At 73.4% G+C, this 17,915-nt stretch carries 13 protein-coding genes; 5 read left to right on the forward strand and 8 right to left on the reverse strand.

Annotation, left to right across the window (positions count from 1 at the left end; translation table 11 throughout):
* Window positions 1-140: 140 nt before the first annotated feature.
* The 3 genes from ACIRFH_RS02620 to ACIRFH_RS02630 all read right to left on the reverse strand — a co-directional run bounded on the left by ACIRFH_RS02620 (window position 141) and on the right by ACIRFH_RS02630 (window position 7,014).
* Window positions 141-2,933, reverse strand: coding sequence for a protein kinase (locus ACIRFH_RS02620; RefSeq protein WP_403516747.1), 2,793 nt, complete (start codon window positions 2,931-2,933; stop codon window positions 141-143).
* A gap of 168 nt (window positions 2,934-3,101) precedes the next feature.
* Window positions 3,102-5,087 carry a serine/threonine-protein kinase gene (locus ACIRFH_RS02625; RefSeq protein WP_403516748.1) on the reverse strand — a complete coding sequence of 662 codons (1,986 nt, stop codon included), beginning with the start codon at window positions 5,085-5,087 and terminating at the stop codon, window positions 3,102-3,104.
* 220 nt (window positions 5,088-5,307) lie between these two features.
* A complete protein-coding gene (locus ACIRFH_RS02630) occupies window positions 5,308-7,014 on the reverse strand; it encodes a glycerol-3-phosphate dehydrogenase/oxidase (protein ID WP_403516749.1) in 1,707 nt (568 codons plus the stop codon).
* Between the two features lie 283 nt (window positions 7,015-7,297).
* Here ACIRFH_RS02630 and ACIRFH_RS02635 point away from each other — a divergent pair, with 283 nt between their 5' ends.
* Window positions 7,298-8,506: a nucleotide sugar dehydrogenase gene (locus tag ACIRFH_RS02635; RefSeq protein ID WP_403516750.1), complete on the forward strand. Its 1,209-nt coding sequence runs from the start codon at window positions 7,298-7,300 to the stop codon at window positions 8,504-8,506.
* A gap of 66 nt (window positions 8,507-8,572) precedes the next feature.
* Here the strand turns inward: ACIRFH_RS02635 and ACIRFH_RS02640 are convergent, their stop codons facing one another.
* From ACIRFH_RS02640 to ACIRFH_RS02655, 4 genes are all read right to left on the reverse strand, one after another.
* A complete protein-coding gene (locus ACIRFH_RS02640) occupies window positions 8,573-9,697 on the reverse strand; it encodes a GuaB3 family IMP dehydrogenase-related protein (RefSeq protein ID WP_403516751.1) in 1,125 nt (374 codons plus the stop codon).
* A 115-nt stretch (window positions 9,698-9,812) separates the two neighbouring features.
* Window positions 9,813-11,315, reverse strand: coding sequence for an IMP dehydrogenase (gene guaB / locus ACIRFH_RS02645; protein ID WP_403516752.1), 1,503 nt, complete (start codon window positions 11,313-11,315; stop codon window positions 9,813-9,815).
* 149 nt (window positions 11,316-11,464) lie between these two features.
* Window positions 11,465-12,052 carry a sigma-70 family RNA polymerase sigma factor gene (locus ACIRFH_RS02650; RefSeq protein ID WP_019329587.1) on the reverse strand — a complete coding sequence of 196 codons (588 nt, stop codon included), beginning with the start codon at window positions 12,050-12,052 and terminating at the stop codon, window positions 11,465-11,467.
* 279 nt (window positions 12,053-12,331) lie between these two features.
* Window positions 12,332-12,943 carry a response regulator transcription factor gene (locus tag ACIRFH_RS02655; RefSeq protein ID WP_003948568.1) on the reverse strand — a complete coding sequence of 204 codons (612 nt, stop codon included), beginning with the start codon at window positions 12,941-12,943 and terminating at the stop codon, window positions 12,332-12,334.
* Between the two features lie 380 nt (window positions 12,944-13,323).
* Here ACIRFH_RS02655 and ACIRFH_RS02660 point away from each other — a divergent pair, with 380 nt between their 5' ends.
* Window positions 13,324-13,668: a WhiB family transcriptional regulator gene (locus tag ACIRFH_RS02660; protein WP_161163903.1), complete on the forward strand. Its 345-nt coding sequence runs from the start codon at window positions 13,324-13,326 to the stop codon at window positions 13,666-13,668.
* Window positions 13,669-13,784: 116 nt separating this feature from the next.
* Here ACIRFH_RS02660 and ACIRFH_RS02665 read toward each other — a convergent pair whose 3' ends face one another.
* Window positions 13,785-14,705, reverse strand: coding sequence for a LysR family transcriptional regulator (locus ACIRFH_RS02665; protein ID WP_403516753.1), 921 nt, complete (start codon window positions 14,703-14,705; stop codon window positions 13,785-13,787).
* Between the two features lie 81 nt (window positions 14,706-14,786).
* On the opposite strand from ACIRFH_RS02665, the gene ACIRFH_RS02670 reads away from it, so the two are divergent.
* The 3 genes from ACIRFH_RS02670 to ACIRFH_RS02680 all read left to right on the forward strand — a co-directional run bounded on the left by ACIRFH_RS02670 (window position 14,787) and on the right by ACIRFH_RS02680 (window position 17,886).
* The gene (locus ACIRFH_RS02670) at window positions 14,787-15,461 is read left to right on the forward strand and encodes an MOSC domain-containing protein (protein WP_403516754.1); all 675 of its coding nucleotides are present in this window, start codon (window positions 14,787-14,789) and stop codon (window positions 15,459-15,461) included.
* Between the two features lie 90 nt (window positions 15,462-15,551).
* On the forward strand, window positions 15,552-16,325 hold the full coding sequence (locus tag ACIRFH_RS02675) for an SDR family NAD(P)-dependent oxidoreductase (protein ID WP_403516755.1): 774 nt from the start codon (window positions 15,552-15,554) through the stop codon (window positions 16,323-16,325).
* Window positions 16,326-16,875: 550 nt separating this feature from the next.
* Window positions 16,876-17,886, forward strand: a complete 1,011-nt coding sequence (locus ACIRFH_RS02680; protein ID WP_403516756.1) for a hypothetical protein — start codon at window positions 16,876-16,878, stop codon at window positions 17,884-17,886.
* The last annotated feature ends 29 nt before the right edge of the window (window positions 17,887-17,915 follow it).

Below are 17,915 nucleotides of genomic sequence, written 5' to 3' on the forward strand. Positions count from 1 at the left end.
AGTCCCGTTCGGGGAACGGGCGGGGCGGTCCGGAGACCGCTCTGTGACGGTTGTCGCTTCCCGCGCCGGGACGCAACCGCCGGGCCGGTCACCGCGTCGGCCGGCGGACGCGCGCGGTCCCCCCGGTGCCCCAAGTCCCTTCAGCGCGTGTACTGGTACGTCGCCGACGCCTGTTCGTACAGCCGGGTCACCTCGTCGCGCTCCGCCTCCGGACCGCGCACCTGCACCACGTGGTAGCGCCCGCCGATCAGCATCGCGACGTTGCGCACGAACAGTTCGCCCCCGTCGGCGCCGGTCCAGGTGAACTGCCCCTCGGCCATGGCGCGTCCGCCCACCTCGATGTTCTTCAGCCCGCCGGCGGTGGCCCAGCTGGAGGCGCGGTACGGCGCCAACTCGGGTTCGCTGTCGCGCTGGTAGGTCATCGGGTCGGTGCCGAACTCGCCCGAGCCGTCCCGGCCGGGCACGATGATGAGCTGGAAGTCGCCCTTGCTGTAGACGACCTGGCCGCTGCCGTTGCGCGGTGTGCGGGTCCAGCCCTCGGCCACGGCGACCCGGAAGCCCTCCGGGTCCTTGCGCAGATCGAACCCGTCGGCGGTGTCGGGGCCGGCGGTCTGTGTCTCGGCGGATCCGGCCGACCCCGAGGAGGCGGGGTCGCTCTTCGGGGACGACCGCTCGGGCCGCGGCCCGCCGCCGGCCCCGGGCGACCGCTCGGACGGCGCCCGGCCCGCCTCGGCGGCGGCGCCCGTCCGACCGGGCGCGCCGGCCCCGTCGGTGTCGCTCTTCGGCATGAAGAACATGGCGTACGCGACCGCTCCGGCCAGGGCGAGCAGGATCAGCAGGAGCAGGGTCCGGCCGAGGCTGCGCGGTGAACGGTCCGGTTCCCGCCGGCCCCTTTTGTGCCGCCCGTGGTGGTCGGGCAGCCCGGCGCGCCGCCTGCGCACCAGCTCGCCCCGGCGGCGCACGATGGGCAGCCTGCTGGTGTCGGCGGGCGGGGCCGCGACGACGTGCAGTCCGGCCTCCGGTTCGGGTGCCGACCGCACCAGGGAACGCAGCCAGCCGCTCAGCTCCTCGAAGTCGATGCGCTCGGTGGGGTCCTGACGCAGCAGCGACTCCACGACCGGCCGCAGCGGTCCGCACTCCTCGGCGAACGCGGGCGGCTCCGCGCACACGATCTGCACCAGCTCGGCGGTCGACTCCTCCGGGTAGGGCGCGTGTCCCTGGACGGCGCGGAAGAGCAGCGCGCCCAGCGCCCAGAGGTCGGTGGCGGGGCCGATGGGAGCGGCCAGCTGCCAGTTCTCGTGCACCGGCCCGGCCTGCTCCGGGGCCCAGCGCTCGGTCACGGGCCCGACCACGGCCATCCGGGCCTGCCGTGCCCGCTCGGCGGCGAGCGCGGTGTCCGGCCCGCGCCGCGCGGGGGCGCGGGCGCCCGGATCGTCCCAGCCGCCGGTGGCCGGGGCGGGGGCGGCCTCCCGCCGCGGGGCGGGGGGCAGACCGGTGCGGTCACCGGCCGGTGCGGGGGCGGGGGTGCCCGCCGGGTCGCCGGACGTACGGGGCGTGGCACCGTGCCAGGGGGTCGTACGGACGCCGTAGGGGTCGGTGATCTGTCCGGGCGGTGCGGGGGCGCTGCCGTGCGCGGTGGTGCCGTCGTCGGGGGCGGAGCGGGCGCCGGGCAGGGCCGCGCGGCCGTTCTGCGCCTCCTGGACGCGGGCCGCGGCGCGGGCGCCCGCGCGGTAGGCGGCGATGGCCCCGGCGCGGGCGGCGCGGATGTCGCCGCCGGTGTCGCGCGGGGCGGGGGTGAAGCCGGCGGGGAGCCCGCGGGGGCCCTCCGGGCCGGCCGTGGGCAGTCCGCGCTCGTTGCGCGCCTCGATGGCGGCCCGCCGGGCGGCCTCGGGATCAGCGGCACCGGTTCCGGAGACCCCGGTCGTGCGTCCGGTACCGCCGGAACCGAAGGCGCCGGTGGCGGGTCCGCCCCCGCCGGAACCGAACGCCTCGGCCGCGGGACCGGGAAGGCCGCCACCCGACGCACCGGCCTCGCCACGGGTCCCGCCGGGACCGAACGCACCGGCCCCCGTGTCCGCCCCGCCGGGCCCCAGGGGCCCCCGAGGGTCCCGTGCCCCGGCCGCACGCCCGGCCGGACCGGCCCCCGGCCCACCGCTCTGTCCGTCGAAGCCCGAAGCCCCGGCCCCGGGGCCGGCACCGCCGGGACCCGGCGTTCCGCTTCCGCCGGTCCGCCCGCCCGGGCCCGGCGCCCCGGCAGCGTCCGCCCGCGCGGCCGGATCCGGGCCGTCCCCGTCGTCCTCCGGGGCGGGCACCGGGTCGTAGCCGCACAGCGCTTCCTCCGCCGCCCCGACCGCCAGGCCGGTCAGCATCACCCGGCCGTCGTCGCAGACCATCACCGTGCGGGCGGTGATGTTCCGGTGCACCCAGCCGTAGCCGTGCAGCACCCGCAGCGCCATGAGGACGTCGGAGGCAACCTCGGCCGCCCGGTACGGGGTCAACGGCTGCTCGGCGAGCAGGGCGGCCAGGGGCCTCGCGGCCACCAGCTCGCTCACGATCCACAGCGAACCGCCCTCGGCGAAGACGTCGAACACCTGGTCCAGACGCGGGTGGTCGGGAACCGCGGCCGCGGCCTGCGCGGCCTCCACGGCGCGCCGCACCACCGGGTCGGCCGGTCGCCCCGGGCCGCCCGGGGACGCCTGGTACCGCGGGCCGGGACGCCGGGCACCGCCGTCCCGGGCGGTGAAACCGTCGGGCAGGCCGTCCGCGTCGAGCACCTCCGCCTCGACGACCTCCGGCAGCGGCACCTGCCGGACCAGGACCTCCTGGCCGCTGTAGGTGTCGAAGGCCCGGCTCTCGGTCGGTTCGTACTCGTCGGAAGGCGGCAGCGGCAGGCGGTAGCGGTCGGCGAGTACCCGTCCCGCGTAGTCGTCCACGTTGCCTCCCCCGGCAGCCCGGTCGGTCGGTACCGGTCGGTCAATTCCGTTCGCCTGGCGGCCCGTTCCGGGTGCGTACGGTCCGCAAGCACTCACGATACGTGCCGGAGGCAACCCGCAGAGAGGGGATGCCGGATCTCGGGCCGCTCGGACCCGGGACCGCCGGGCTCAGGACTTGGGCGTGAAGGTCTTCGTCAGCGTCCGCCAGCTGTCCCGGCGCTGGTCGCCGTCCCAGTCGTCGGCCTTCGCCGTGTACATGAGCGCGTACCCCTGGTGGTCGTTGACGACGAACCCCCGGTCGACGGTCCGGTACGCGGTGCCGCCGTCCTGGTAGGTGAACTCCCAGTCGGCCGCGTTCCAGCCGCGGTAGCCCACCTTCTCGATGCGGATCTTCTTGTACTGGGGGCGCACCATGGACCGCTCCTGGTTGTTCCAGTCCGCGACCGGGTCGTCCTTGGGCGTGGACGTCCAGGCGACCAGCAGCTTCTGCCCGCCGGGCCCGGTGAACCGGTCGCCGGTGGAGCCCGAGGACTGGAACTTCCATCCCTCGGGCAGCCCGATCGAGTAGCCCTGGCCGCCCCGGTGGGTGGTGGCCGCGCCGTCGTCCTCGCCGGAGGCGCTCGCGCCGGGGGTGCCCGCGTCCGAGGAGGTGCCCGTCGCCGGCCCGGAGGCGGAGCCGTCGGTGCTGGGCCCTCCGGTCCCGTCCTGCCCGGTGTCACCGCTCGCGGCGGCGGTGGCGGTCGTGCCGCCGCCGGACGCGCCCTTGTCCGCGTCGTCGTCGCCACCGAGGGTGAGGGCGAGCACGGTGCCGAGGACGGCGAGGGCGACGATCACCGCGATGATCACGAGAGTCCGCTTCGGCACCACGTCGGTGAGCGGTGCGCGGGGCACGGGCCGGTGCGGCAGGTCCGGCGGCGGCATGACGGGCCAGCCGGAACTGCGTCCGCCCGCGGCGGCGTTCGGCGCGCCGGCGCCCCCGCCGGTCCCGGTCCCGGGGGCCGTCGTCCGGGCCGGTGCGGCCGCCGCCCCGGCGGTGCCCGACGCGGCGGTGGCACCGGCGGAGCCCGACCGGGTCCGTTCGTCGGCCGGCTCGGTGCGGGACGTGGCCGCGGCACCCGTCGCGCCCGCGCCCGCGGTGGCCTTCCGCACGGAGCGCAGGGCCCCGCGCAGCCGCTCCCCGGCCTCCTCCCGCTTGCCCGCGACGCCCGCCGCGCCGCCGCGCCGCGTGCTCTCGTCCTGCTGCGCCGGCAGCGGTACGACCTTGGTGGCGTCCAGCGGCTCCGCCGCGTCCGCGCGGGCCGCGGGCGCGTGGATGACCCTGTTGAGCATCGCGCGGGCGCCCGCGTCGTCGAGCCGCTGGGCGGGGTCCTTGGTGAGCAGCCCGTAGATGACGTCCCGCAGCGGTCCGGCGTTCTTCGGCTCCTCCAGGTTCTCCGTCATCACCGCGGTGAGCGTCGCGATGGCGGAGCCCTTGTCGTAGGGCGGGGTGCCCTCCACCGCCGCGTACAGCAGGCCGCCGAGGGACCACAGGTCGGCGGCCGGGCCGGGCTTGTGTCCGCGGGCGCGCTCCGGGGAGATGTAGGAGGGGGCGCCGACGAGCATGCCGGTGGAGGTGATGGACGGGTCGCCCTCGACCTGGGCGATGCCGAAGTCGGTGAGCACGACCCGGCCGTCCTCGGCGATCAGGACGTTGGACGGCTTCACGTCACGGTGCAGGATGCCCTCGCGGTGCGCGGAGCGCAGCACGTCGAGGACGGCGAGGCCCACCTCGGCGGCGCGCTTCGGGTCCAGCAGGCCGTCCTCCCGGATGACCTCGGCGAGCGACTTGCCCTCGACGAGCTCCATCACGATCCACGGCCGGTCGTCCTCCTCGACCACGTCGTAGACCGTCACGGCGCTGTTGTTGCGGATCCGTGCGATCGCCTTGGCCTCGCGCAGCGTGCGCGTGATCAGGCGGCGCTTCTCGTCCTCGTCGATGTTGCCCGGGAACCGCAGCTCCTTGACGGCGACCGTGCGCCCCAGGGTCTCGTCCTCGGCGCGCCACACCGTCCCCATGCCGCCGCGGCCGAGCACGTCCCCCAGCCGGTACCGCCCGGCGAGGAGACGTGCGCTCTTGTCCGTACGGGATGTCCCCGCCCGCTCCGCCTCCGACATGCGTCCCCTCATGCAACCCGCCCTGACAGAGCCTTCATTGTCTCTCACCCGGCAAGTGCTCGACGCCCAGGGTGCCTCTCGTGCCGCGCCCCGGCCCGGCACGGCGCGGGGCCCGTGGAACGGCGCGTTCCGCGGGCCCGCGCGAGGGGTGCGGGAACGCGCCGCACGGCGTACCGACCCCGTGTCACCGCGCCCGGCTCCCCTGTCGCGGCACGGCCGCCTACCGCGGCACGATGTCGGGCGCCCCGAGCCGGGCCGCGTCGGCCGTCAGGTCGTCCGGCTGGCGCTGCGACTCCCGCTCGGCCTCGACCCGCTTCTCGTAGTGCTGGACCTCGCGTTCGATCTGGCCCTTGTCCCAGCCCAGGACGGGTGCCATCAGCTCGGCGGCCTCGCGGGCGCTGCGGGTGCCCCGGTCGAAGGTCTCGATGGAGATGCGGGTGCGCCGGGTCAGGACGTCGTCCAGGTGCCGCGCGCCCTCGTGCGAGGCGGCGTAGACGACCTCGGCGCGCAGGTAGTCGTCGGCGGCGTGCAGCGGCTCGCCGAGCGAGGGGTCGGCGGTGACGAGATCCAGCAGCTCCTGCGCCATGGCGCCGTACCGGTTGAGCAGGTGTTCCACGCGCACCACGTGCAGGCCGGTGCGCGCGGCGATCCGCGCCCGCGCGTTCCACATCGCGTGGTAGCCCTCGGCGCCGAGCAGCGGGGTCTCCTCGGTGACGCAGTCGGCGACCCGCATGTCGAGCCCGTGCACCGCCTCGTCCACGGCGTCCTTGGCCATCACCCGGTACGTCGTGTACTTGCCGCCCGCCACGACGACCAGTCCCGGTACCGGGTGGGCGACGGTGTGCTCGCGCGACAGCTTGCTGGTGGCGTCCGACTCGCCGGCCAGCAGCGGTCGCAGCCCGGCGTACACGCCCTCGACGTCGTCGCGCGTGAGCGGCACGGCCAGCACCGAGTTGACGTGTTCCAGCAGGTAGTCGATGTCGGCGCTGGAGGCGGCCGGGTGCGCCTTGTCGAGGTCCCAGTCGGTGTCCGTGGTCCCGATGATCCAGTGCCGCCCCCAGGGGATGACGAACAGCACGGACTTCTCGGTGCGCAGGATCAGCCCGGTGGTGGAGTGGATGCGGTCCTTGGGCACGACCAGGTGGATGCCCTTGGACGCCCGGACGTGGAACTGGCCGCGCTCGCCGACCATCGCCTGGGTGTCGTCGGTCCACACACCGGTCGCGTTCACCACCTGCTTGGCGCGGATCTCGTACTCGCCGCCCCCTTCGACGTCCTGTACGCGCGCGCCGACCACGCGTTCGCCCTCGCGCAGGAAGCCGGTGACGCGCGCCCGGTTGGCGACCGGGGCGCCGTACGCCGCGGCGGTGCGCACCAGGGTGGTGACGAACCGGGCGTCGTCCATCTGGGCGTCGTAGTACTGAAGCGCGCCGACCAGCGCGTCCTTCTTCAAGGCGGGCGCGACGCGCAGCGCGTGACGTCTGCTCAGGTGCCGGTGCAGGGGCAGGCCCCGGCCGTGCCCGCGGGCCATCGACATCGCGTCGTACAGCGCCACGCCCGACCCCGCGTACAGCCGCTCCCAGCCCTTGTGCTGCAGGGGGTACAGGAACGGCACCGGCTTCACCAGGTGCGGCGCGAGCCGCTCCAGCAGCAGTCCGCGCTCCTTCAGTGCCTCCCGTACGAGCGCGAAGTCGAGCATCTCCAGATAGCGCAGGCCGCCGTGGATCAGTTTGCTGGACCTGCTGGAGGTGCCCGACGCCCAGTCCCGCGCCTCGACCAGGCCGGTGGACAGGCCGCGCGTCGCGGCGTCCAGGGCGGTGCCCGCGCCGACCACGCCCGCGCCGACCACCAGCACGTCCAGTTCACGCTCGGCCATGGCCGCGAGCGCCTCGGCGCGCTGCGCCGGCCCCAGTGTCGCTGTCCTCACTGCTGCCTCCCGCTGTCGGTCGCGTCGGCCGCACCCGTCGGGCGTAGCCCGGTTCCGTGTACCCCCTGCCCAGATTCTGACCGGGTTGCCCGACTTCAGCCACCACGCGCCCCAGCCTGTGGACAACCTCCCCACCGGTCACCGTCGACACTCGCCCGGACTCGGCCGATCAATCCCGCAAATCGGTCATATTTACTCCTAGTCTGACCTTGTGCTCGCCCTCTCTGTCCACCGGGCTTGCGCACCTGCCCCGCTTCGGTTACTGGGAAGGACGGCCCACGCCATGCCCGCAGATCTCGCCGTCATCGGACTCGGCCCGTACGGCCTGCCCCTGGCCCAGGCCGCCGTCGCCGCCGGCGTCCCCACGCTCGGTTACAAGACCGGACCCGAGCCCGGGCCCCTGACCCCCGCCGAACTGCGCCGGATGCTCTCGGGGGGCTTCCGGACCCCGGCGGGCCCCACCGAGCTGGGCCGGGTGCGCACCGCGGTCATCTGCGCGCCGACCCCGCCGGGCCCGGACGGCGGCCTGGACCTCGGCCAGGTGGAGGCCGCGGCCCGCACCCTGGCCGCCCACATGCGCCCCCACACCACGGTGATCCTGGAATCGCCCGTGCAGCCGGGGACGACGGAGGAATTCCTGCGCCCCCTCCTCGAGGAGGGCTCCGGACTGCGCGCCGGCCGCGACTTCCACCTCGCCTACTCCCCCAGCCGCGTCGACCCGGGCAACCGCGACTTCACGCCGGCCAACACCCCGAAGGTCATCGGCGGCCTCACCCCCGCCTGCACCGAGTCGGCCGCCGCCTTCTACGGCCGCCTCACCGACAAGGTGGTCCGCGCGCGCGGCCCCCGCGAGGCGGAGACGGTCCAGCTCCTGGAGACCAACTTCCGGCACGTCAACATCGCCCTGGTCAACGAGATGGCCGTCCTCTGCAACGACCTGGGCGTGGACCTGTGGGACGTCCTGCGCTGCGCGGAGACCAAGCCGTTCGGCTTCCACGCCTTCCGCCCCGGTCCGGGCGTCGGCGGCCACTCAGTGCCCCAGGACCTGACCGGCCGGGCCCCCCGCGGCCTGCGCCTGGTGGAGCTGGCCCAGCAGGTCAACGAGCAGATGCCCCGCTACGTCGTCCAGCGCGCCGCCGCCCTGCTCAACGAGCACGGCAAGTCCGCGCGCGGCGCCCGCGTCCTGCTCCTCGGCGTCACCTACAAGGCCGACCTCGCCGACCAGCAGGCCGCCCCGGCCGAGGAGGTCGCGACCCGCCTGATGTCGATGGGCGCCGCCGTCAGCTACCACGACCCGCACGTCCCGGCCTGGAACGTCGCCGGCCGCCCCGTCCCCCGCGCCGACTCCCTGTACGAGGCCGCCGCGGACGCCGACCTGACGATCCTCCTCCAGCAGCACCGCACGTACGACCTGCAGGGACTGTCGGTGAAGGCCCAGCTGCTGCTGGACACCCGGGGGGCGACGCCCACGGGTGCGGCGCACCGCCTCTGAGCGCCCCCGGACGCGCGAAGGGGCCCGGAGCGTTCGCTCCGGGCCCTCGGTACGCCGTTCGGGTGACTACCGCCGGTGCTGCGAGTCCCCGACGGTGACCTCCACGCGCTGGAACTCCTTCAGCTCGCTGTAGCCCGTCGTGGCCATCGCGCGGCGCAGGGCGCCGAAGAAGTTCATCGAGCCGTCCGGGGTGTGGGACGGGCCGGTGAGGACCTCCTCGATGGTGCCGACCGTGCCGAGGTCGACCTTCTTGCCGCGGGGCAGTTCCTCGTTGACGGCCTCCATGCCCCAGTGGTTGCCCCTGCCCGGCGCGTCGGTCGCGCGGGCCAGCGGCGAGCCCATCATCACCGCGTCGGCGCCGCAGGCGATGGCCTTGGGCAGGTCGCCGGACCAGCCGACACCGCCGTCGGCGATGACGTGGACGTACCGGCCGCCGGACTCGTCCATGTAGTCGCGGCGGGCGGCGGCCACGTCGGCGACGGCCGTGGCCATCGGGACCTGGATGCCCAGCACGTTGCGCGTGGTGTGCGCGGCGCCGCCGCCGAAGCCGACGAGGACGCCCGCGGCGCCGGTGCGCATCAGGTGCAGGGCCGCCGTGTAGGTGGCGCAGCCGCCGACGATGACGGGGACGTCGAGCTCGTAGATGAACTGCTTCAGGTTCAGCGGCTCGTGCGAGGACGACACGTGCTCCGCGGAGACCGTGGTGCCGCGGATGACGAAGATGTCGACGCCGGCGTCCACGACCGCCTTGGAGAACTGGGCGGTGCGCTGCGGGGAGAGCGCGGCGGCGGTGACCACGCCGGAGTCGCGGACCTCCTTGATGCGCTGCCCGATCAGCTCCTCCTTGATGGGAGCGGCGTAGATCTCCTGGAGGCGGCGGGTCGCGGTGTCCGCGTCCAGTGCGGCGATCTCGTCGAGCAGCGGCTGCGGGTCCTCGTACCGGGTCCACAGGCCCTCGAGGTTCAGGACGCCGAGGCCGCCGAGCTCGCCGATGCGGATGGCGGTGGCCGGGGAGACGACCGAGTCCATGGGAGCGGCCAGGAACGGCAGCTCGAAGCGGTAGGCGTCGATCTGCCAGGCGATCGAGACCTCCTTCGGGTCCCGCGTACGGCGGCTGGGGACGACGGCGATGTCGTCGAAGGCGTACGCCCGGCGGCCGCGCTTGCCGCGCCCGATCTCGATCTCAGTCACGTCTGTGGCCTTTCCCTGATGCGTTGCAGCGCCTTCCAGTATCCCCGATGTCCCCTCCGGGCACGGCGAGGGCGGCCCCGGAACCCGTCCGGGGCCGCCCTGGAAGGCCTTCTGCCTACTTGCGGCTGTAGTTCGGTGCCTCGACCGTCATCTGGATGTCGTGCGGGTGGCTCTCCTTGAGGCCGGCGGAGGTGATCCGCACGAAGCGGCCCTTCGACTCCATCTCCGCGATCGTCGCGGCCCCCACGTACCCCATGGTCTGGCGCAGGCCGCCGACGAGCTGGTGCAGCACGTTGGCCAGCGGGCCGCGGTAGGGCACCTGGCCCTCGATGCCCTCGGGCACCAGCTTGTCGTCGGAGGCCACCTCGGCCTGGAAGTAGCGGTCCTTCGAGTACGACCGGCCCTGGCCGCGGGACTGCATGGCGCCGAGCGAGCCCATGCCGCGGTACGACTTGAACTGCTTGCCGTTGATGAACTGCAGCTCGCCCGGGGACTCCTCGCAGCCCGCGAGCAGGCTGCCGAGCATCACCGTGTCGGCACCGGCGGCCAGCGCCTTGCCGATGTCGCCCGAGTACTGCAGGCCGCCGTCGCCGATCAGCGGGACACCGGCCGCGCGGGCCGCGAGGGACGCCTCGTAGATGGCGGTGACCTGCGGGACGCCGATGCCGGCGACGACGCGGGTCGTGCAGATCGAGCCGGGGCCGACGCCGACCTTGATGCCGTCGACGCCGGCGTCGATCAGGGCCTGGGCGCCGTCGCGGGTGGCGACGTTGCCGCCGATCACGTCCACGCCGACGCTGGACTTGATCTTCGCCATCCAGCTCAGGGCGTTGCTGTTGTGGCCGTGCGAGGTGTCGACGACCAGGAAGTCCACGCCCGCCGCGGCCAGGGCCTGGGCACGCTCCAGCGCCTCGGGGCTGGCGCCGACGGCGGCGCCGACCAGCAGCCGGCCCTCGGAGTCCTTGGCGGCGTGGGGGTACTGCTCGGCCTTGACGAAGTCCTTGACCGTGATGAGGCCCTTGAGGACGCCCGCCTCGTCGACCAGGGGAAGCTTCTCGATCTTGTGGCGGCGCAGCAGCTCCATGGCGTCCACACCGGAGATGCCGACCTTGCCGGTGACCAGCGGCATCGGCGTCATGACCTCGCGCACCTGGCGCGTGCGGTCGGACTCGAAGGCCATGTCCCGGTTGGTGACGATGCCGAGGAGCTTGCCGGCCGGGTCGGTGACCGGGACGCCGCTGATGCGGAACTTGGCGCACAGGGCGTCCGCCTCGGCCAGCGTGGCCTCGGGGTGCACGGTGATCGGGTCGGTGACCATGCCGGACTCGGACCTCTTGACGAGGTCGACTTGGTTGACCTGGTCCTCGATGGAGAGGTTGCGGTGCAGCACGCCGACGCCGCCCTGGCGGGCCATGGCGATCGCCATGCGGGACTCGGTCACCTTGTCCATCGCCGCCGAGAGCAGCGGGATGTTCACCCGGACGTTGCGGGAGATGCGGGACGAGGTGTCGACCGCGTTGGGGAGCACCTCTGATGCACCCGGCAGCAGCAGCACGTCGTCGTAGGTCAGCCCGAGTGTCGCGAATTTCTCGGGCACTCCGTCGACGTTGGCAGTCATGACACCTTCCCCAAATGGCCTTGCTCGGTGCGGATGTCCATGCTAACGGGAAGCGGAGGTGGATCATTCCACGATCAAGGAACCCTTCAGCGGTCGTGGTTTCGCACGAATGCGCGCGAAGGAACCGCTCCGCCCGCCCACCTGGCGGGTTACTGCTCGGCCAGCGCCCGCAGGCGGCTCAGCGCACGGTGCTGGGCGACGCGCACGGCCCCGGGTGACATTCCCAACATCTGACCCGTCTCCTCGGCCGTGAGCCCCACGGCGATGCGCAGCAGGAGCAGCTCCCGCTGGTTCTCGGGCAGGTTGGCCAGCAGTTTCTTGGCCCAGGCGGCGTCGCTGTTGAGCAGCGCCCGCTCCTCCGGGCCGAGCGAGTCGTCCGGCCGCTCGGGCATCTCGTCGGACGGGACCGCCGTCGAGCCCGGGTGTCGCATCGCCGCGCGCTGGAGGTCGGCGACCTTGTGGGCGGCGATGGCGAAGACGAACGCCTCGAAGGGGCGTCCGGTGTCCTTGTAGCGCGGCAGCGCGAGGAGCACCGCGACGCAGACCTCCTGGGCGAGGTCCTCGACGAAGTGCCGGGCGTCGCCGGGCAGCCGGGACAGACGTGTCCGGCAGTAACGCAGCGCCAGGGGGTGGACATGGGCGAGCAGGTCGTGCGTGGCCTGCTCGTCCCCGTCGACGGCGCGGTGCACGAGCCCGCCGACCGTCCCTTGGTCGGGGGCCGCCTCGTCGTCACGCATCGGTCCATGGTGCCTTGCGGCTGTCCGATCCGTGGCTCCGTGCCCGTTGTTGTGCACCGAAGCGTTATGAGCAGGTGCGCCGGAACTCATCCCCTGCGCCCTCCCCTTCCGCTCGACCGACTCGTCCCCGAGGAACTCCACACCTCAAGGATGCGTCATCCGCGGCGAAACGAGCAGCGGGCATCCGGCGGGTCGGCTTGTCATCCCCGCCCACCTCGCGGTAGGCGGGGAACCGAGCACCTCCGTCGGGCCCTGGGGGCCTCCACCACACGGGGTTCCCTACCGGACGAGGCCCCACCGGAAACCGAGCGCCACCGCATGTGCCCGGTCCGAGGCGCCGAGCTTCTTGAAGAGCCGCCGGGCGTGCGTCTTGACGGTGTCCTCGGAGAGGAACAGCTCGCGTCCGATCTCCGCATTGGACCGGCCGTGACTCATCCCCTCCAGGACCTGGATCTCCCGCGCCGTGAGCGTGGGCGCGGCGCCCATCTCGGCCGAGCGCAGCCGGCGCGGGGCGAGCCGCCAGGTCGGGTCGGCGAGGGCCTGCGTGACGGTGGCGCGCAGCTCGGCGCGCGAGGCGTCCTTGTGCAGGTACCCGCGGGCACCGGCGGCGACCGCGAGGGCCACGCCGTCCAGGTCCTCGGCGACGGTGAGCATGATGATGCGCGCACCGGGATCGGCGGACAACAGGCGCCGGACGGTCTCGACGCCGCCCAGGCCGGGCATGCGCACGTCCATCAGAATCAGGTCCGAGCGGTCGGCACCCCAGCGGCGGAGGACTTCCTCGCCGTTGGCAGCCGTCGTCACGCGCTCGACGCCGGGCACGGTCGCGACCGCGCGCCGGAGCGCCTCTCGGGCAAGCGGGGAGTCGTCGCAGACGAGGACGGAAGTCATGGCCGTCCTCCGCAGCTGATGCGCGTCACGTTGAGCCTCCAGGCTGTTACGAAATCTCACCTGTGCGGTCGACCGTCCCGGACGCCCGCCCGAGCACCTGTTCCTTCAACCGCCTCCGCACTCTCAACGACGGTCACTCGAAAGAGTTACGGGGCTGTGTGTCGTCTTCGGCACTCTACGTGAGGGGGCGCTCACGGTGCAGATACGCGCGGCGGACCCACGTTCTTTCATCACAAGACATGCCCCATTTAGCCGCTTTTCTTCCGCTTCGCTGGTGTCTGCGGCTAGATTCGCAATGGGTCATATTTTCATCTCCTTAGATCGTAGTTGTACGGTCGTGGACACCGGATCCACCCAGATCGGCTACAAGGGGTCACGCAATGGCAGATTTCTCCCGCCTTCCCGGACCGAACGCGGACCTGTGGGACTGGCAGCTCCTGGCTGCCTGCCGCGGGGTGGACAGCTCCCTCTTCTTCCATCCGGAGGGTGAGCGCGGTGCGGCCCGGAGCGCTCGCGAGAACTCGGCCAAGGAGGTCTGCATGAGGTGCCCGGTCCGCGCGGAGTGCGCGGCGCACGCGCTGGCGGTGCGCGAGCCGTACGGCGTGTGGGGCGGACTGACCGAGGACGAGCGCGAGGAACTCATGGGACGGGCACGCAACCGCCTGGTGGCGGCATCCGCGCCGGCGTCGGCGTCGGTCGGCGGAGACGCCGCCGCACACCACTGAAGGAACGTTTTTCCGATACTTCGATACATCGTCGATCACCGGACCCGGTCGACCGCCGGACCCCGTCGACCGCCGGAGCCCGTCGGTCCGGGCACGCGCCCGCGCGCCCTTCCCGCTCAGCGCACGGCGGCCTGGCCGGAGGCGGCCCGGGCCAGCTCGTCCAGCGTCGCCGTCACCGCGGGCACCTGGGCGAGGTCGGGCAGCGTCAGCGCGACGATCTCCCGCCGCACCTCGGGCTCCAGCGCCACCGTGCGCACGCCCCGGGGCCGTACGGACTCGACGGCGAGCTGGGGCAGGACGGCCACGCCGAGACCGGCCCCGACCAGGCCGACCACCGCCGGATAGTCGTCGGTCGCGAAATCGATGCGCGGGGTGAATCCGGCGCCCTCGCAGACCTCGACCAGCTGGCCGCGGCAGCGCGGGCAGCCGGCGATCCACGGCTCCCGGGCCAGCTCCCCGATGGCCACGGCCCCCTCGGCCCCGGTACCGGCCAGCCGGTGCCGTTCGGGCACCAGGGCCACCAGGCGGTCGGTCAGCAGCGGCCGGACGACCAGGTCGTCCCACTCCTCGACACCCGCCGCGCCCTCGTAGCGGAAGGCCAGCGCCACGTCGCAGTCGCCCTCGCGCAGCAGTTGCACGGACTTGGGCGGCTCGGCCTCCTCCAGGAAGACCCGGGTGCCGGGGTGGGCGGCGCGCAGCGCGGCCAGGGCCGTGGGAACGAGGGTGGAGCTGCCGCTGGGGAAGGAGACGAGGCGGACCCGCCCGGCCCGCAGGCCCGCGATGGCGGCGACCTCCTCCTCGGCCGCGGTCAGTCCGGCGAGGATCCCGGCGGCGTGCCGCACCAGCGCCTCACCGGCCTGGGTCAGGCGCATCTCGCGGCCGGTGCGCACGAGCAGGGGCGTGCCGACGGAGGCCTCCAGGGCCTTCATCTGCTGGCTGACGGCGGGCTGGGTGCAGCCCAGCTCACGCCCGGCGGCGGAGAAGGAACCGGTGGATGCCACGGCGCGCAGCACGCGGAGATGACGGGCCTCGATCACACCGTCGAGCATAAGCGACGCTTTGACCGGACGCCGAATAATGCGTCGACGCTTTGACGGGGCCTGTCCTACCGTTCGTCCATGAAGCTTCTGTCAGTCAATCTGGGCCGTCCGAAGGCCGTGCCGTACACCGACCAGCCCGACGGCGTCACCGGCATCGACAAGCAACCGGCCGACGGGCCCGTCCGGGTGACGGCGCCCGGGACGGAGGGGACCGGCGCGAGCGGTCTGGCCGGGGACGCGGTGTGCGACACGCGCCACCACGGCGGCGCCGACCAGGCCGTGTACGCCGTGGCGCGCGAGGACATGGACGACTGGGAGCGCGAGCTGGGCCGCCCGCTGCCGCACGGCTCGTTCGGCGAGAACCTCACCACGGTGGGCGTGGACGTCTCCGGCGCGCTGATCGGCGAGCGCTGGCGCGTCGGCCCCGACCTGGTCCTGGAGGTCACCTCCGGCCGGATCCCCTGCCGGACCTTCCAGGGCCATCTGGGTGAGAAGGGGTGGGTGAAGCGCTTCACGGCCAAGGGCGCGCCGGGCGCGTACCTGCGGGTGATCGAGCCCGGTGCGATACGGGCGGGCGACCCGGTGGAGATCGTGCACCGGCCCGCCCACGAGGTGACGGTGGCACTCCAGTTCCGGGCGGTGACGACGGAACGGGAGCTGCTGCCCCGGCTCCTCGCGGCGGGCGACGCCCTGCACCCGGATCCGCTGGCCGCGGCGCGGAAGTACGTCGCGGCACAGGGGGGCTGTCCCTGACTCACCTGGTCCTTCTCCACAGGTCCTTCATGTTTCGCGGTCCTGGTGTGCGAAACGGGACTGGTCGGCCCGGACCCATAACCTTGCGCCATGACAACGGCATTGATTACCGGATCGACGGCGGGCATCGGCGCCGCGTTCGCGCGACGGCTGGCGGCCGACGGGCACGACCTGGTGCTGGTGGCCCGTGACATCGAACGGCTGCGCGAGCAGGCGACCGAACTGCACGACCGGCACGGCATCGAGGCCGAGGTGCTGACGGCCGACCTGGCGACGGACGCGGGCATCGAGGCGGTGGCCGCCCGGCTGGGCGACCGCAGGAACCCCGTCGACCTGCTGATCAACAACGCCGGCTTCGGCAACAAGGGCCGTTTCCTCGAGGTCCCGGTGGCCGACGAGCTGACGATGCTCAAGGTGCACTGCGAGGCGGTGCTGCGGCTGACCGCCGCGGCGACGGAGTCGATGCGGGCGCGGGGTCGCGGCGGCGTGGTCAACGTGGCCTCGGTCGCGGCCTTCGTCCCGCGCGGCACGTACGGCGCGTCCAAGGCGTGGGTCGTGCAGTTCACGCAGGGCGTGGCGAAGGACCTGGCCGACAGCGGCGTACGGCTGATGGCCCTGTGCCCCGGTTTCGTGCGCACGGAGTTCCACGAGCGGGCCGGCATGGGCACGGACAACATCCCGAACTGGATGTGGCTGGACGCCGACAAACTGGTCGCGGCGGCCCTCGCCGACCTGTCCCGCGGCAAGTCCCTGTCGATCCCCGATCCGCGCTACAAGGCCCTGATGGGCGCGGCGAAACTGGTGCCGCGGGGGATGCTGGGCGGGATCTCGTCCCGGACGGGGCGGAAGTACGGACCGCGGTAAGGGTACGAGTACCGCCCCTTCCTCCACGCCCCGGGGCTCGCGAGCTGGCTGGACGAGTTCCAGCGCACCTCCGTCCACGGCCGCAACGACGGTGTGAGCGGTCCGCCGAAGATCTGGGACGACCTGCTGAGCCGCCCTCCGGAGCGCGCGTCCTGGCGGATCACCCCGCTGGTCAGCCAGCGGCTGGAACAGCGCATCGACATCAGTCGCTCCACGGCGAGCTGGCGCGTCCGGGCGAGGAGGCGAAGACGAACCCGTCGAGCGGAATGTGGCGGCTGATCCAGGAAGTCGTGCCGGGAGACCAGCGGATCCGAGCTGTCTGCCGTGAGGCTTCCGAGCAAGACCCGCTTGGCTGGACTCGGTTGGGATGTGAAGATCTCAAGGAGATCGGGACATGGCAATAGACGCCCCCGGCGGGCCGTAACCGGACGGGAGTCCACGTGGGCAGCGAGTCCTTGACCTCCTGGACAAGGCGATCGACTTCCAGAGCCCGCTGGTACGCAGGAACATCGCCCGGGCCCGCCAGCGAAACCCCGAGGCGACGCCCGCCGTGTCCCCGTCGGCCGCGGGCACTCACTCGCCCGACGCGCGCGCGGATGATCCCGCCCGGGTCGTGGTGGAGGAGCTGGACGGCGGACTGCCCCACTCGGTGGTGGACACCGGCCTCACCGTGGAGTGGAAGTTCCACGTCCGTGCCGAGCACCTTCTGCACGGCACGTGCCCCGTGCCGCCCGAGACGGCCGCCCGGGCCGCCCCGCAGGAGCCTCTGGACCTCACCTTCCTGCGTGGGCGCCGCCGCATCGGAGTCCTTGACGAGCAGCAGGGCGCCAGGCTCCGGACGACCGGTGGGGAGCCCCATCTCGCGGGGGTGACCTGGCGGTCCTTCGTCCTGCCCGGGACGCGGGTGTCGGTGCGGTGGGACACCTGGCGAAAGCTCCGTCTGGCATACACCCCGTTGGACAAGCCCGTCGTCTTCGGCGGGACCGTGGTGCGTTACGCCTACGACCCGAGGGTCATGACCCGTGAGCTCGCGGCGTTCGACGCCCGCGTGGACCGGGTGGAGGAGCTCGTGCTGATCGCGCTGCGTGAGCTCGGGTATCTGGACGAGAAGGGCCGGGCCCTGCTTCCGCGGGAGGCGTTGATCCGCAACACCATCGAGCGCGCGCAGTCGGAGCGACCGGCCACGAGGAAGATCCGCGGGGCGATCGAGCGGCTCCCGTCCCGGTCCGCCCTGACGTGGGAACAGGGCAGCATGAACCGGGCGGCCACGCTGCACCATCCCGCGCGGCCCGGTGAGACGCCGGTCGCACTGCTCTGCTACGCCCCGGTCCTTCGGGAGGCCGACCGCGAGGAGCTGCGGAACAGCGAGGCGGAGGGCGTGTACAGCGCGGGCGCGCACCGGGTGGCCGGACATCTGATGCGCATCGGCCACCTGGGCAGGGAGGCGAGCCCGGAGGCGCAAGCGGCCTACCGGGAGGACCACAGGAGAGCCGGCCTGGCCGGGCCTCACGAGCTGCCCCGCGGCTTCACCTACGTGCGTGAGCACGAGCGGGGGATATAGGCAGCGTGTGCGGTCGGTCGCTCCTGGGG

Origin of the sequence: Streptomyces sp. NPDC093586, assembly GCF_044764905.1 — a bacterium.
Lineage (GTDB): Bacteria > Actinomycetota > Actinomycetes > Streptomycetales > Streptomycetaceae > Streptomyces.